A 15,610-nucleotide genomic window follows, 5' to 3' on the forward strand; every position below is an offset into this window, starting at 1 on the left:
ACTGTTTCTCCTGCTGACTGACCATTTAAAAACGAATGTTTTTCAGAAATTCCGCCAGGCGCGGCGATTGCGGCCGTTCGAAGATGTCCTTCGCCGAGCCCTGCTCTTCAATACGCCCCTGGTTCATGAAGACGATCTTGTCCGACACCTCATAGGCAAAGCGCATTTCGTGGGTGACCAGCAACATGGTCATGCCCTCCTCCGCCAGGCCCTTGATCACACTGAGCACCTCGCCCACCAATTCCGGGTCGAGGGCCGAAGTGACTTCGTCGAACAGCATCAGGCTCGGGTTCATCGCAATCGCGCGGGCGATCGCCACACGCTGCTGCTGGCCGCCTGAGAGCTGACCGGGAAAGTGATTGCGGCGTTCCAGCAAGCCAACGCGATCCAGCCATTTTTCGGCCAGGGCCACCGCTTCGTCCTTACCCATCTTCTTGACCTTGAGCAGGCCAAGGGTGACGTTCTGCAACGCGCTCAGGTGCGGGAACAGGTTGAACTGCTGGAACGCCATGCCGGTCATCGCGCGGTGCTGGGCAATCACCCGCTCCGGGTGACGTACACGCTTGCCGGCGATTTCGCTGTAGCCGATGGACTCACCGTCGAGGGTAATCTGCCCGCCCTGGAATTCTTCCAGCAGGTTGACGCAACGCAACAACGTGGTCTTGCCCGAGCCGCTGGAGCCGATCAACGTCACCACGTTGCCGCGCTGCATGGACAGGTCGACGCCCTTGAGCACTTCGACCTGCCCGTATTGTTTACGCAGGCCGCGAATGTTCAGCAGCGGTTCGGTTGTTTGAGGTTGGTTCATGGCAAGGCCACCCGCTTTTCAATGTAGCGCCCGAATAACTCGATGGCGTAGTTGATGACAAAGAACATAAAGCCTGCGAACAGGTAGAACTCCAGGGTCATGAAGGTGCGCGCGATCACCTGCTGGGTACTCAACAGCAGTTCGGCCACGCCGATCACCGACAACAGGGTCGAGGCCTTGACGATTTCCGTGGAGGAATTGACCCAGGTCGGCAGGATCTGCCGCAGCGCCTGGGGCAACAGCACGTAGCCCAGGGACTGGTAGAACGTCAGGCCAATCGCCTTGCCCGCTTCCAGTTGCCCACGGGGAATGGCTTGCAGCGCGCCGCGCACGATTTCCGAGACGTGGGAACCGCAGAACAGCGTCAACCCGACGGCACCGGCCTGGAACGCGGTGATTTGCCAGCCGAGCGCCGGCAGCATGTAGAAACACGCCAGCACCAGCACAAACACCGGCGTGCCACGGATCAAGTCGACATACACGCGAAACGGCGCCCGCATCCAGAATTTGCCGTAGGTCAGGATCAACCCGGCGACGATGCCGATCAGGGTGCCGAAGATAATTGCCAGCGCCGACACGTACACACTGGTCTGGAAACCCGCCCAGAGGGTGTCCCGGGCGATCCACAACTCATGCAACCAGCTGGGGGATTCGTACATGGAAACCTTCCTTAACGACGGATCGCCAGACGCTGTTCCAGGTAACGGAGCAGCATGGCAATGAGGTAACAGGCAGCCACATAGAGCGCGGTCGTGACCAGCCAGGTTTCAATCACCCGGTAGCTTTCGACGTTGATCTTGCGGGCGTAATAGGTCAGCTCCGGCACCGCGATCGCGGCCGCCAGTGAGGTGTCCTTGAACAGCGAGATAAAGTTGTTGGACAGCGCGGGCAGCACGTTGCGCAGCATCACTGGCACGGTGATGTAGGCACGGATTCGCCACTCGCCCAGGCCAATCGCCAGCCCGGCTTCACGCAACCCCTTGGGAATATTCAACAACCCGGCACGGAACACTTCGGTCAGGTAAGCACCGGCGTACAGCGACAAGGTAATGATGAACGAGGGGATCTTGTCCAAGCGGATGCCCAGGCTGGGCAAGGCGAAGTAGATCAACAGGATCAGCACCAGGATCGGCGTGTTGCGTACTACCGTCACGTACACCGAGGCGAGGATACGCAACGCCCGGTGCCTGGACAGCATGGCAAACGCCATCAACAGGCCGATCACGCAGCCGATGGCGATCGACAGCAGTGCCAGCTCAAGGCCCAGCCACAACCCCGCGAGCAAGGTGTCGAAATCACGCCACACGGCGGCAAAGTTCAACTGATAGTTCATGGTCAACGGTACCTGATGGGGGCGCCAGGCGCGGCGCCCCGGTTTTCACGAATCACTTGAACTCGACGGGGAAACCAATGGCAGGTTCTGGCAGGTCCACACCGAACCACTGCTTGAACGAAGCCTTGTAGGTGGGGAACTCCACACCGGTCATGGCTTCATGCAGCGCGGTGTTGACGAAGTTCAGCCAGTCCTGGTCGCCACGCTTGACCGCGCACGCATAGGTCTGCGGGCTCCAGGCATAGGCGGGGCTGCGATAGCGGCCAGGGTTCTGCACCATCAGGTATTTGACCGAAGACTGGTCGGTGGCGGCGGCATCGGCGCGACCGGAGTTCACGGCCTGGTACATCAGGTCGACGCTGTCGTACTGGTCGACCTTGGCCTTGGGCAGTGCCTGGTGCACCAGTTCTTCGGCATAGACGTTTTGCAACACCGCCACGGTGACGCCATCGCCGGCGGCTTGCAGGTCTTCGATTTCCTTGTACTTGCTGTTGTTGGGCAGCAGCAGGCCCACGCCTTCGCGGTAGTACGGCAAGGTAAAGGCCACTTGCTGCGCGCGGCTGGCGGTGACGGTAATGAACTGGCAACTCATGTCGACCTTGTCGGTCAGCAGGTTGGGAATCCGGGCGTCGGACGACTGCACCACAAACTCGACCTTGCTCGGGTCGTTGAACAGCCCCTTGGCCACGATGCGGCCAATATCAATATCAAACCCCTGCAACTTGCCATCCGCTCCCTGGAAGTGCCACGGCGCATTGGTACTGCCTGTACCCACGATCAGGTGCCCACGCTTGAGCACGTTATCGAGCTTGCTGTCCGCCGCCTGCACGAGGCCTGCGAGGGATGCCGATGCGGCGAAAAGAAAAACACACGCTTTAAACACGGAAGGTCGGTGATGCATGACAAGCACTCCAGGAGTTGTGTATTCCGCTATACCGGAACTTAGTATGTAACAACGGAATAGACAGCAGAAAGTGTGCCACAGGCAGTAACGGAAAAATATGCGGGGAATAAATGGTTTATAAATCAGACGGATAAACAGCCTTCTGGCTAACGGCGTTACGCCAGCAGCTGAAATCAGCTTGCTACCCAGGGCCCCATCCGACCGCGACGGTCCCCTGCACATGCGCCACAACGGTGTTACCGCGCACCAACACCGGGCACGTTTCAATCATGGAAAAACCACCGTGCTGTGGCCAGCGTTGGCACATCACCGCCGACCAGGCGCGCAAGGCGTGGGAATGGGGGGAGCGTGCGGACGACGCTTGCCCCCTGGCTACCTGTGAAGGTTGACAGTAGACGACACTGATTCCTGGTCGTAGCGTTGGCAAAAACCCGCATCATCCAAAGGGAGGCCCTCATGGAAATTGCCACCGCAACCATCGCCAATGCCAAGGATTACCGGCGCGCGTTGAGCACCTCGCGCCCGGTATTCATGCTGTTTGTTTCCGATCACTGCCCAGCCTGTGCGTGCTCAGGGCCATTATTTGAGCTGATCGCTGGCAAGTACCGCTCCGTTGTCAGCCTGGTGCTCGATTGCGCCAAGACGCCGAGGCACCCCGACGTTACGGGCACCCCGACGCTGCTGATCTTCCTCAACGGCACGCTGATGGAAAAGTTCAAAGGCTTTGGCCCCGAAGACCAGCAAGCGCAGTTTCTCGAGGACACCTTCAAGCGCTATGCCCGTCGCAAGGGCGCAAGAGCACCTGCGTCACCCGCCGCTCCTCCACCGTCGCCACCGTCAGGCGCCAGCCCGCATGCTCCAGGCTATCGCCCACCATCGGCAGGCGGTCGAGCAGACTCATTACCAGACCGGCCAGGGTCTGGTAATCCTCGGTCGCCGCAGCATTGAAGCCGGTGCGCTGACGAATCTGGTTGAGGTTCAAGGCACCGTTGACGCAGAAGCCATCCCCCTGCGCGACGATGTCCGGCCCCTCGATTTCACTCGCGTCCGGCAATTCACCGGCGATGGATTCGAGGATGTCGGTCATGCTCAGCACCCCCATGAAGTCACCAAATTCGTTGATCACGAAGGCGATGTGGGTCGACTCCTGACGCATCTGCTCCAGGGCGTTGAGGATCGAAAAGCTCTCCAGCAGGTTGATCGCCCGGCGAGCCAGGTGCTCCAGGTTCGGCTCGTTGCCGGCCAGGTATTCCTTGAGCAATTCCTTCTTGTGCACAAAGCCTAAGGGCTCATCAACGGCACCGTCGCGGATCAACGGCAGCCGCGAATAGGACGAATGCATCAATTTCAGGCGAATCGTGTCGGGATCATCCGCCAAGTCGATAAAGTCGACCTTGGCCCGCGGCGTCATCAAGGTGCGGATCGGCCGTTCGGCCAACTGCAGCACACCACTGATCATCACGCGCTCGCGCCGATCAAACAACGGGCCCTGGCTGGCATCCGGTTCGCCCAGCAGGTCAGCCACGTCTTCGCCCACCTCCTCCACCGCCAGGCTGCGCCCGCCCAGCAAGCGCATCACCGCATGGGCCGTACGCTCACGCACCGGCAACGCACCCTGCGCCGACTTCTTGCGCCGGGCCCGGGCAATCTGGTTGAACACCTCGATCAGGATCGAAAAACCAATGGCCGCGTACAGGTAGCCTTTGGGAATGTGGAAGCCCAGGCCTTCGGCGGTCAGGGCGAAACCGATCATCATCAAAAAGCCCAGGCACAGCATGATCACCGTCGGGTGCGCGTTGACGAAACGGGTCAACGGTTTGCTCGCGACGATCATCAAGCCGATGGAAATGATCACCGCGATCATCATCACCGCCAGCTCATCCACCATGCCGACTGCAGTGATCACCGCGTCGAGGGAGAACACCGCGTCGAGGACGACGATCTGCGCCACGATCGGCCAGAACATCGCATAGGCCACATTCCCCGTGCGCTGCGCCACATGCCCTTCCAGGCGCTCATGCAATTCCATGGTGGCCTTGAACAACAGGAACACACCACCAAACAGCATGATCAGGTCACGCCCGGAGAAGCTCTTGTCGAACACCTCAAACAGCGGCTGGGTGAGCGTCACCAGCCAGGAAATACTCGCCAGCAAGCCCAGGCGCATCAGTAGCGCCAAGGACAAACCGATCAACCGCGCACGGTCGCGCTGCTCCGGCGGCAGCTTGTCCGCCAGGATCGCGATAAACACCAGGTTGTCGATGCCCAGCACCAGTTCCAGCACAATCAAGGTCAACAGGCCGAGCCAGGCCGTTGGATCCGCTAACCATTCCATTTATTAAAGTCTCTATCTAGATGTCAGGATGCCGGGCACGGCAAAGCGCGGTCGGTGGACCGGAACACGGTTAGCAATCGAAATACGGGGTGCTTGAAAGGGAACAGCGGCAGCGGTTGTCTTGGGGAAAGACGACTGGGGGGCTCCGAGAGGGTGTTCATGCAAGTCCTGAAGTCACAAAAGGACTTGAATCCTACAATTGAAATACAAATTTCCCACAACACAAAACTATTACAAAACCTGTCCCCCCCTCCCACATTTTGACCTGTGTTGAATCAGGACTTTCTGGTCGCATCATCCAACGCCAGGATGGTGTGGGCATTCGTCACCGTAGTCGCCAACGTATTGATCACCCCCGACCGCAACGCGCCCAGCGTCGCCGCCGCCTTGGTGTTCTCACTCGCGATCGCGACCACATCCGGAATCCGGAACAACTCCTGCACCGTCAACCCGATCACTCGCCCTTGAATGGCGTTGACCGCCGGCTGGCCATGAATATCGATAAAGTCATAGCCCATCATGTCGCCCACCGTACCGGACAACCGCGCCTGCGCGATCTCCTGGGGCGAGAACCAGCCCATGCGCACCATATTGCTGTTTTCGCTCATATCGCCGATGCCAATCAATGCAATATCGGCCCGCCGCGCTCGATCCAGGGTCGAGCGCACCGTGTCGTTATTGATCAGCACGCCGCGCAGTTCCGGGTTGGCCACCAGGGCCGGGGCATACAGACTTTCACTCTCGCCGCCAAAGCGCAGGGCCAGGCGCCGGCAGATATGGTCCGGGTTCATATATTCGCCAGCCTTGAGCGAACCGCCGATGGCGCAGACAAATGTGCAATTGCGCGTCACCGGTAAAAATACATTATCGGCCACCGCTCCCACGTTGCGCCCCATGCCCACGGCGACGATCATGCCGTCGCTCAGGGTTTTGTTCAGGTAATTGGCCACCAGGCTGGCAACCGCCGAGCGCTGGGTGTCGGGGTCGCTGTGGTCGACGGCGATCAAGGCCCGGTCGAGCTTGAAGCGTTCCACCAGCGCTCGCTCCAGCTCGCTGTTCATCGCCGGGTGCTGCAACACGCGCACCTCGACAATCCCTTCATCCCGCGCGCGCTTGAGCAAGCGACTGACTTTTGCGCGGGACAGGTCGAGGCGCTTGGCAATCGCTTCCTGAGTGACGTTCTCGAGGTAATAGAGCATCGCCACTTCGGTCATCTGATCGATATCGCTGGCAATGCGCTGGGTGCTGTCACTCATGGGGACGGGCTTCCGTTTCGGCGTCAAAGGCGCATTCTCCCGACTCTTGCCCCGTCACGTCCACTACTGATGCCCATCGCGCTCGATCGCATTGATGCGCTCGACCTTGGCCCCGGAACGTGCCGCTTCGAACTCCGACTCCAGGAACGACTTGACGATGCTTTTCGCCAGCTCGGCGCCGATCACCCGTGCGCCGATGGACAGGATCTGCGCATCGTTGCTCTTGCGTGCACGCTCGGCCGAATAGGTGTCATGGGCCTGGGCCGCACGAATGCCCAACACCTTGTTAGCGGAAATCGCCATGCCGATCCCGGTACCGCACACCAGTACGCCCAGGCGCTGTTGCCCGGCATTGATCGCGGTGGCCACCGCAAGGGCGATGTCGGGGTACAGCACCGGCGCGGTGGAATGGGTGCCGAAGTCGGTCACCGGGTAACCCAGCGCTTCGATATGGCGCTTTAACAACTCCTTGAGCTCAAAACCCGCTTCATCGCATCCGATAGCCACCGGAAAAGGTGTGTTCATGGCGTCTGGCTCCGCTGCCGTGATCGTACTGATGACTGATCATATGATCAGCCAGTGAAATTTTGCCCAGTCATTTCTCTGACATCACACCCTTTCTGTCAAGCATGTTTTAACTGACTCGCCAGTCAAAGCCGCCTAAAAAGCCATTATTTGGGCTAAAGATGAGAATCAGCGCTTTTACATGAAAGATATTGACTGATCAGAATTTCATTTGATACACATATGATCACAGCGAAACATGACTGTGCGACCTAATAAGAATTCACAGCACGAGGACACGCCGATGGCTACGCCATTACTGCTCCAGGCTGAACACGTCGCCAAGGCTTACGCCGGGGTTCCCGCCCTGCGTGACGGGCGCCTCTCTCTGCGGTCCGGCAGCGTCCACGCCCTGTGCGGCGGTAATGGCGCAGGCAAGTCGACTTTCCTGAGCATCCTGATGGGCATCACCCCGCGCGACGCCGGCACCATCCTGCTCAATGGCACCCCGGTGCAGTTCAATCGCCCGAGTGAAGCCCTCGCGGCAGGGATCGCGATGATCACCCAGGAGCTGGAACCCATCCCCTACATGACCGTTGCCGAAAACATCTGGCTGGGCCGCGAACCGCGCCGTGCCGGCTGCATCGTCGACAGCAAGGCCCTGAACCGGCGCACCCGCGAACTGCTGGACAGCCTGGAATTCGATGTAGAGGCCACCAGCCCCATGCATCGCCTCAGCGTCGCGCAAATCCAATTGGTGGAAATCGCCAAGGCGTTCAGCCATGACTGCCAGGTGATGATCATGGACGAGCCCACCTCGGCCATCGGCGAGCGCGAAGCCGAAACCCTGTTCAAGGCGATCCGCCGCCTTACCGCGCGTGGCGCCGGCATCGTGTATGTGTCGCACCGGTTGAGCGAGCTGGCGCAGATCGCCGATGACTACAGCATCTTCCGCGACGGCGCCTTTGTCGAAAGTGGGCGCATGGCCGATATTGACCGACAGCACCTGGTACGCGGCATCGTCGGCCAGGAGCTGGTACGCATCGACCACAAGGTCGGCCGCGAATGTGCCGCCGACACCTGCCTGCAAGTCGACAACCTGAGCCGCGCCGGCGAATTCCATGACATCAGCCTGCAACTGCGCCAGGGTGAAATCCTCGGCATCTATGGCCTGATGGGGTCAGGGCGCAGCGAGTTCCTCAATTGCATCTATGGGCTGACGGTCGCCGATTCCGGCAGCGTCACCCTCCAAGGCAAGCCCCTGCCGATCGGGCTGCCCAAGGCGACGATCAACGCGGGCATGTCACTAGTCACCGAAGACCGCAAGGACAGCGGCCTGGTGCTCAGTTCCAGCATTCTTTCCAACATTGCACTGTCGGCCTACAAGCGCCTGTCGAGCTGGTCACTGATCAATGCACGCAAGGAAACCCAACTGGCCCAGGACATGGTCAAGCGCCTGCATATCAAGGCCACCTCCCTGGAACTGCCGGTGGCCTCCATGAGCGGCGGTAACCAGCAGAAGGTGGTGCTCGCCAAGTGCCTGTCGACCGAACCGGTGTGCCTGCTGTGCGACGAACCCACTCGCGGCATCGACGAAGGCGCCAAGCAGGAGATCTACCACCTGCTCGACCAGTTCGTGCGCGCCGGCGGCGCCGCCATCGTGGTGTCGTCGGAGGCCCCGGAACTGCTGCACCTGAGTGATCGCATCGCTGTATTCAAAGGCGGCCGGCTGGTGACCATCAGCACCGACACCGCCCTTTCCCAGGAAGCCTTGTTGAGTCTTGCCTCATGAATGCCAAAACCATAGCCGCCCCCATCACTGCCGCGCCACGCAGCCACCTGCGCCTGACCCTCGACCGCTTCGGCCTGCCGCTGGTGTTTATCCTGCTGTGCGTGGTGATGGCGTTTTCCAGCGAATACTTCATGACCTGGCGCAACTGGATGGACATCCTGCGCCAGACCTCCATCAACGGCATCCTTGCCGTGGGCATGACCTACGTGATCCTGACCAAGGGCATTGACCTGTCCGTGGGCTCGATCCTGGCGTTTGCCGGGCTGTGCAGCGCGATGGTCGCAACCCAAGGCTACGGCCTGCTGGCGGCGGTGAGCGCCGGGATGTTCGCCGGGGCGATGCTCGGCGTGGTGAATGGCTTCATGGTCGCCAACCTGTCGATCCCGCCGTTCGTGGCCACCCTCGGCATGCTCAGCGTGGCGCGAGGCATGACGTTCATCCTCAATGACGGCAGCCCGATCACCGACCTGCCCGACGCCTACCTCGCCCTGGGCATCGGCAAGATCGGCCCGATTGGCGTGCCGATCATCATCTTCGCGGTGGTCGCGCTGATCTTCTGGATGGTGCTGCGCTACACCACCTACGGCCGCTATGTGTACGCCGTGGGCGGCAATGAAAAGAGCGCGCGCACCTCCGGCATTGGCGTGCGCAAAGTGATGTTTTCGGTGTACGTGGTCTCGGGCCTGCTCGCCGGCCTGGCCGGCGTGGTGCTGTCGGCACGCACGACCTCTGCCCTGCCCCAGGCCGGGGTTTCCTATGAGCTGGACGCGATTGCCGCAGTGGTGATCGGTGGCACCAGCCTGTCCGGCGGCACTGGCAGCATTGTCGGCACGCTGTTCGGCGCGCTGTTGATCGGCGTGATCAACAACGGGCTCAACCTGCTCGGCGTGTCCTCGTATTACCAGCAGGTCGCCAAGGGCCTGATCATCGTGTTTGCAGTACTGATCGACGTGTGGCGCAAGAAAAAACGCTAGAGAACGAACCACTACAACAATAACGGAGTTCAACTCATGAAAATTGGTATGCCCTTCGCCGCGGTCGCGGCGCTCTCCCTGCTCGCCAGCAGTATCGCCCTGGCCGCCGATGGCAAGACCTACAAGGTCGGCGCTGCTGTCTACGGGCTCAAGGGCCAGTTCATGCAGAACTGGGTCCGCGAGCTCAAGGAGCACCCGGCCGTCAAGGATGGCACCGTGCAGTTGACCGTATTCGACGGCAACTACGATGCCCTGACCCAGAACAACCAGATCGAAAACATGGTGACCCAGCACTACGACGCCATCCTGTTCGTGCCGATCGACACCAAGGCCGGCGTCGGTACGGTGAAACAGGCCATGAGCAACGACGTAGTGGTCATCGCCTCCAATACGAAAGTAGCCGATGCCGCCGTCCCTTACGTGGGTAACGATGATGTGGAAGGCGGCCGCCTGCAGGCCCAGGCCATGGTCGACAAGCTCAACGGCAAGGGCAACGTGGTGATCATCCAGGGGCCGATTGGCCAGTCGGCGCAGATCGACCGGGAAAAAGGCGAGCTGGAAGTGCTGGGCAAACACCCCGACATCAAGATCATCGAGAAAAAGACCGCCAACTGGGACCGCGCCCAGGCCCTGGCACTGACTGAAGACTGGCTCAACGCTCACCCCAAAGGCATCAACGGCGTGATCGCGCAGAACGACGACATGGCCCTCGGCGCCGTACAGGCCCTGAAGTCCCATGGCTTGACCTCCAAGGACGTACCCGTCACCTCCATCGACGGCATGCCGGATGCGATCCAGGCCGCGAAGAAAGACGAAGTCACCACCTTCCTGCAGGACGCCCAGGCCCAGTCCCAAGGCGCCCTGGACGTGGCCCTGCGTGCGCTTGCCGGCAAGGACTACAAGCCGCAGTCGGTGATCTGGGAGCGCTATGCCAAGGACGTGAAATGGGGTGATGGCACCGCCAAGACCTACATCCTGCCGTGGGTGCCAGTGACTAACGCCAACGCCGATGCGCTGTACAAGCAAGTCAGCGGCGGCAAGTAGTTATTGACTTGAAATACTGTCAAATGTGGGAGGGGGCTTGCTCCCGATGGCGGTGTAACAGTGGTAGATCAGGTGACTGACACACCGCCATCGGGAGCAAGCCCCCTCCCACACGTTGATCTCCACCCTATTCAAAAATGGAGTCATGCATGTCTGGATTCTGGAACCAAGCCTTCGACCTCAGCGGCCGTTGCGCGGTGATCACCGGTGGTGCCGCCGGGATCGGCCTGGCCTGTGCCAACCTGCTGGTGGAGCGTGGTGCCCGCGTAGCATTGCTGGATCGCGACCCGGCGGTGGTCGACGTCGCCGCCAGCCTCGGTGCCGGGCACCTGGGCATTGCCGTCGACCTCAGCCGGATCGGCGAGGTGCAACACACCATCGACCAGGTCGTCGAACGCTTCCAGCGCCTGGACTACCTGATCAACAGCGCGGGTGTCGTCCTGCTGGACAAGGCTGTCGATGTCAGCGAAAGCGCCTGGGACACCACCCTGGACATCAACCTCAAGGCCAGCTTCTTCGTGGCCCAGGCCTGCGCCAGGCACATGCTCGCCCAAGGCCGCGGGCGTATCGTCAACCTCGCCTCCCAGGCCGCCGTAATCGGCCTGGATCGTCATGTCGCCTACTGCGCGAGCAAGGCAGCCATCGTCGGCATGACCAAGGTGCTGGCCATGGAATGGGCACCGCACATCTCCGTCAACGCCATCTCCCCCACCATCGTCGAGACCGCCCTGGGCAAGAAGGCGTGGGCCGGAGAAGTGGGTGAGCGGGCCAAATTGCAGATCCCGGCGGGCCGCTTTGCCCAGCCGGAAGAAATCGCCGGGCTGGCGTTGTACCTGCTCAGCGACGCCGCCCAGATGATCACCGGCGCGAACATGGTGATCGACGGCGGCTACAGCATTCAGTAATTCATTTTTTGTCGTGAGGTTTTGTCATGTCCACCGTCATCGAACGCACACCTGAACAACTCTCCCCGAGCATCCCGAAAACCATGCAGGCCGTGGTCTGCCATGGCCCGGAAGACTATCGCCTGGAAACGGTCGAGGTGCCCACCCCCGGCCCCGAGGAAATCCTCACCAAGGTCGAGCTGTGCGGTATTTGCATGGGCGACATCAAGACCTACCGCGGCGCACCGTCATTCTGGGGCGATGCCGAGCAACCGCGCTATGTGAAACCACCGATGATTCCCGGGCATGAGTTCGTCTGTCGCGTGGTCGCCCTCGGCCCCGGCGCAGAGAAACGCGGAGTGAAGGTCGGCGACCGGGTGATCTCCGAGCAGATCGTGCCGTGCTGGGGTTGCCGTTTCTGTAATCACGGCCAGTACTGGATGTGCCAGAAGCATGACCTGTATGGCTTCCAGAACAACGTGCAGGGGGCCATGGCCCAATACATGATCTTCACCAAGGAAGGCATCATCCATAAAGTGCCGGATTCGATAGCACCGGACGAAGCCATCCTGATCGAACCGCTGGCCTGCTCGCTGCATGCGGCCGAGCGCGCCAACGTGGATTTCGATGACGTGGTGGTGGTTGCCGGCGCCGGCACCCTGGGCCTGGGCATCATCGGCGCGGTGCGCATGCGCAACCCGAAAAAGCTGATCGTGCTGGACATGAAACCCGAACGCGCCGCCCTCGCCCTACGCATGGGCGCCGACGAAGTATGGAACCCCGCCGAGGTGGACGTGCTGGCGAAGATCCGCGAGATCACCGAGGGCTACGGCTGCGACATCTATATCGAGGCCACCGGTCATCACAAGGCCGTCAACCAGGGCCTGGCGATGCTGCGCAAACTCGGGCGCTTCGTTGAGTTCAGCGTGTTCAACGACGAGGCCACGGTGGATTGGTCGATTATTGGCGACCGCAAGGAACTCGATGTACTCGGCTCGCACCTGGGGCCGTATATGTACCCGAGGGCCATCGACTTTATCGGCAGCCGCAAGATCGACATGCGTGACGTGGTGACCCACACGTTCGCCCTGGCGGATTTCAAGGAGGCGTTTGCGGTGATGGAGCGTGGCGACAAGTCGCTCAAAGTTGTACTGCAACCTTAGGCACATCACACCTCCCACACTGAATGGCTGTGAATCCATAGAACAAGAACACAGGAACCCGCGTTATGAATCGAGTCATCAACGATCCAGACCAAGTGGTAGAGGACATGCTGCGCGGCATCCTCGTCGCGCACCCGCAGTTGCGTCAATACGAAACCAATCCACGGGTCATCGTCAAAGCCAGGCCTTCGGCGCAAGGCCGCGTCGGCATTGTCACGGGCGGCGGCTCGGGCCATGAGCCGGCCTTCCTCGGCTACGTCGGGCCCGGCCTGGTCGACGCCGTGGCTGTCGGTGAGATTTTTTCCTCACCGACCGCCAAAAGTTTCTTCGATGCCTTCCGCGCCGCCGACCACGGCGCGGGCGTGGCCTGCCTGTACGGCAACTATGCCGGCGACAACATGAACGTGAAGCTGGCGATGAAAATGGCCGCCAGCAAAGACATGCGCATCCGTACCGTGGTCGCCAACGACGACGTCGCCTCTGCGCCCAAGGCTGAGATTGCCAAGCGGCGCGGCGTGGCCGGGGAAATCTTCATGTGGAAGATCGGCGGGGCCGCAGCCGCCCAGCATTACGACCTGGACGGGGTGATCCGCGTCGCACAAAAAGCCGTCGACCATTGCCGCTCCATTGGCATCGGCCTCACGCCGTGCACCATTGCCGCCGTGGGCAAGCCGAACTTCCAGATCCCCGACGGCCAGATGGAACTGGGCATCGGCCATCACGGTGAGCCGGGCATCGAAGTGATCCCCATCGAATCCGCCGCCGCCATGGCCGAACGCATGCTCGCGCCGATCCTCGCCGACCGAGATTTCAGCCAGGACGACAGTGTGGTGGTGCTGGTCTCCGGTCTTGGCGCCACGCCGGTGATGGAGTTGTACATTTTCTACGCCGAGGTGGAACGCCAACTCACGGCCAAGGGCTTGAAGATCCACCGTTGCTACGTGGGCAACTACTTCACCTCCCTGGAAATGATGGGCGTGACCCTGACCCTGCTCGGCCTCGACGCCGAGCTGAAAACCCTGATCGACCAACCCTGCCGCTCCATCGGCATGACCCAGGCGGAGTGAACCATGAGCCAGCATTTTTCCACCCGCGATGGCAGCGCCATCGTCACCGACCTGGTCAGTGTGATCGTGGCCAACCGTGAATACCTCAGCGCAGTCGACGGCGCCATTGGCGATGGCGACCACGGCATCAATATGGCCAAGGGCTTTGCCCATTGCGGGCGCACGATCGAAGGTCGCCAACTGAGCCTGGCCGAAGCACTGGATGAATTGACCCTGAGCCTGATGGAAGGGATTGGCGGCTCCATGGGGCCGCTGTACGGCAGCCTGTTTATCGGCATGGCCGACGAAGTGCGCGGCTGTGAAGAGATTGACGCGGCCACCTTCGCCCACTTGCTGCGCGGCGGCCTGACCTCGTTGCAGGACATCACTGAAGCCGGCGTGGGCGACAAATGCCTGATGGACACCTTGATCCCGGCGGTCGAAGCGTTCGAGCAGGCGCATGCCGCGGGGTCGTCCTTCAACGATGCGCTCGAGGCAATGAAAGCCGCCGCGTCCCAAGGGCGCGATTCGACCAAGGACCTGGTGGCGAAGATCGGCCGCGCCAGTCGCTTGGGCGAGCGCTCACTGGGCGTGCTGGATGCCGGGGCGGTGTCGTGCTGCCTGATCCTTACGCGCCTGGCGGACTCGGTGCAGCCGCGACTGAGTGCTTGACCTGCTGGACATACCGCGCCACCGCCGGCGCCTGCTCAAAGCGCCGGTGAATCAATGACAGCCACGACGACGCATCACTGCCCTGGATGCTGCGGTACACCACGCCCGGCAAACTCACATGCCCCATCACCGATGTCGGCACCACCGCGACACCCTGGCCCAACGACACTAACGCCAACACCGCAACCAACCCACCGGGCTGTGGCCCTAGGCGCGGCGCGTAGCCGCCTTGCGCCGCCACTTGCAAGGTGCCACTGATCTGCTCCGGCAGGATAAACGTCTCGTTTTGCAGGTGTTCACAGCCGATGGCCTTGAGCCCCAGCAGCCAGGAAGCCTGGGGCAGCGCCAACACAAAGCCCTCACTGTCCAGGCGCACCGCCTCGACCCCTTCGGGCAGGGTCATCGGCGAGCGGATATAGCCAATGTCATAGCGTCCATCGGCCACCGCACTTGGCAAGGTGGCCATGGGGCATTCGCGCACATTCACGCTCACATCGGGAAACGTTTGGCTGAACGCCTGCATTTGCCGCTGCAATAACCCCGAATACACCGCCGAAGCGACGTAACCCAACTCGAGGTGGCCGATCTCCCCACGCCCGGCACGCTGGGCGTTGCGCTGGGCGAATTCGAACTGGCGCACGGTGGCCTCGGCCTCGCCCAGCAAGGCGCTACCGGCCTCGGTCAGGCTCACTTCGCGCTGCCGGCGAATGAACAGGCGCGTGCCCAGGCTGGTTTCCATGTCCTGGATCTGCCGGCTCAACGTCGGTGGCGCGATGCCCAGTTGCTCGGCGGCGCGGGTGAAATTGCGCTGCCGGGCAACCGCCAGGAAGTAGCGAAAGTGGCGTATTTCCATCACAGGATTAGCTCAAAGGTAACAAAGTGCTCCACAACGGCT

General features: G+C 61.2%; 15 protein-coding genes and 1 pseudogene. 8 read left to right on the forward strand and 8 right to left on the reverse strand.

Going from position 1 to position 15,610, the window contains the following annotated elements:
* Positions 1-25 precede the first annotated feature (25 nt).
* From AC1Q6I_RS30035 to AC1Q6I_RS30050, 4 genes are read right to left on the reverse strand one after another with little or no spacing between them, the layout of a single operon-like run.
* Complete coding sequence (locus AC1Q6I_RS30035; RefSeq protein ID WP_102624555.1) at positions 26-808, reverse strand: amino acid ABC transporter ATP-binding protein; 783 nt, start codon at positions 806-808, stop codon at positions 26-28.
* Positions 805-1,467, reverse strand: coding sequence for an amino acid ABC transporter permease (locus AC1Q6I_RS30040; RefSeq protein WP_069076372.1), 663 nt, complete (start codon positions 1,465-1,467; stop codon positions 805-807). Before AC1Q6I_RS30040 ends, AC1Q6I_RS30035 begins: the two co-directional genes overlap by 4 nt.
* A gap of 11 nt (positions 1,468-1,478) precedes the next feature.
* Entirely contained in the window at positions 1,479-2,141 is a 663-nt protein-coding gene (locus AC1Q6I_RS30045) for an amino acid ABC transporter permease (protein WP_010564617.1), read from the reverse strand.
* A gap of 52 nt (positions 2,142-2,193) precedes the next feature.
* Entirely contained in the window at positions 2,194-3,042 is an 849-nt protein-coding gene (locus AC1Q6I_RS30050) for a transporter substrate-binding protein (protein ID WP_024075081.1), read from the reverse strand.
* A 459-nt stretch (positions 3,043-3,501) separates the two neighbouring features.
* Here AC1Q6I_RS30050 and AC1Q6I_RS30055 point away from each other — a divergent pair.
* Positions 3,502-3,792: pseudogene (locus AC1Q6I_RS30055) on the forward strand (thioredoxin family protein); the annotation flags it as partial.
* A gap of 19 nt (positions 3,793-3,811) precedes the next feature.
* On the opposite strand, the gene AC1Q6I_RS30060 reads toward AC1Q6I_RS30055, so the two are convergent.
* The 3 genes from AC1Q6I_RS30060 to rpiB all read right to left on the reverse strand — a co-directional run bounded on the left by AC1Q6I_RS30060 (position 3,812) and on the right by rpiB (position 7,161).
* Positions 3,812-5,380: a TerC family protein gene (locus tag AC1Q6I_RS30060; protein ID WP_069076371.1), complete on the reverse strand. Its 1,569-nt coding sequence runs from the start codon at positions 5,378-5,380 to the stop codon at positions 3,812-3,814.
* Positions 5,381-5,655: 275 nt separating this feature from the next.
* Positions 5,656-6,636, reverse strand: coding sequence for a sugar-binding transcriptional regulator (locus AC1Q6I_RS30065; RefSeq protein WP_024075078.1), 981 nt, complete (start codon positions 6,634-6,636; stop codon positions 5,656-5,658).
* 63 nt (positions 6,637-6,699) lie between these two features.
* Positions 6,700-7,161: a ribose 5-phosphate isomerase B gene (gene rpiB / locus AC1Q6I_RS30070; RefSeq protein ID WP_016969738.1), complete on the reverse strand. Its 462-nt coding sequence runs from the start codon at positions 7,159-7,161 to the stop codon at positions 6,700-6,702.
* A gap of 283 nt (positions 7,162-7,444) precedes the next feature.
* Here rpiB and AC1Q6I_RS30075 point away from each other — a divergent pair, with 283 nt between their 5' ends.
* The 7 genes from AC1Q6I_RS30075 to dhaL all read left to right on the forward strand — a co-directional run bounded on the left by AC1Q6I_RS30075 (position 7,445) and on the right by dhaL (position 14,715).
* The gene (locus tag AC1Q6I_RS30075) at positions 7,445-8,932 is read left to right on the forward strand and encodes a sugar ABC transporter ATP-binding protein (RefSeq protein WP_102624554.1); all 1,488 of its coding nucleotides are present in this window, start codon (positions 7,445-7,447) and stop codon (positions 8,930-8,932) included.
* Positions 8,929-9,906: an ABC transporter permease gene (locus AC1Q6I_RS30080; protein ID WP_024075075.1), complete on the forward strand. Its 978-nt coding sequence runs from the start codon at positions 8,929-8,931 to the stop codon at positions 9,904-9,906. The genes AC1Q6I_RS30075 and AC1Q6I_RS30080 overlap by 4 nt, the downstream gene beginning before the upstream one ends.
* A 36-nt stretch (positions 9,907-9,942) precedes the next feature.
* Positions 9,943-10,950: a substrate-binding domain-containing protein gene (locus AC1Q6I_RS30085; protein ID WP_024075074.1), complete on the forward strand. Its 1,008-nt coding sequence runs from the start codon at positions 9,943-9,945 to the stop codon at positions 10,948-10,950.
* A 149-nt stretch (positions 10,951-11,099) separates the two neighbouring features.
* Entirely contained in the window at positions 11,100-11,855 is a 756-nt protein-coding gene (locus AC1Q6I_RS30090; protein WP_069076369.1) for an SDR family oxidoreductase, read from the forward strand.
* Between the two features lie 26 nt (positions 11,856-11,881).
* Positions 11,882-12,997, forward strand: coding sequence for an MDR/zinc-dependent alcohol dehydrogenase-like family protein (locus tag AC1Q6I_RS30095; protein ID WP_024075072.1), 1,116 nt, complete (start codon positions 11,882-11,884; stop codon positions 12,995-12,997).
* 65 nt (positions 12,998-13,062) lie between these two features.
* The gene (locus AC1Q6I_RS30100) at positions 13,063-14,064 is read left to right on the forward strand and encodes a dihydroxyacetone kinase subunit DhaK (protein ID WP_069076368.1); all 1,002 of its coding nucleotides are present in this window, start codon (positions 13,063-13,065) and stop codon (positions 14,062-14,064) included.
* A gap of 3 nt (positions 14,065-14,067) precedes the next feature.
* Complete coding sequence (gene dhaL, locus AC1Q6I_RS30105) at positions 14,068-14,715, forward strand: dihydroxyacetone kinase subunit DhaL (RefSeq protein WP_024075070.1); 648 nt, start codon at positions 14,068-14,070, stop codon at positions 14,713-14,715.
* On the opposite strand, the gene AC1Q6I_RS30110 is transcribed toward dhaL, so the two are convergent.
* On the reverse strand, positions 14,672-15,568 hold the full coding sequence (locus AC1Q6I_RS30110) for a LysR family transcriptional regulator (RefSeq protein ID WP_024075069.1): 897 nt from the start codon (positions 15,566-15,568) through the stop codon (positions 14,672-14,674). The two genes, dhaL and AC1Q6I_RS30110, sit on opposite strands and share 44 nt — an antisense overlap.
* Positions 15,569-15,610 lie beyond the last annotated feature (42 nt).

Source organism: Pseudomonas sp. MPR-R2A5, from assembly GCF_058793055.1.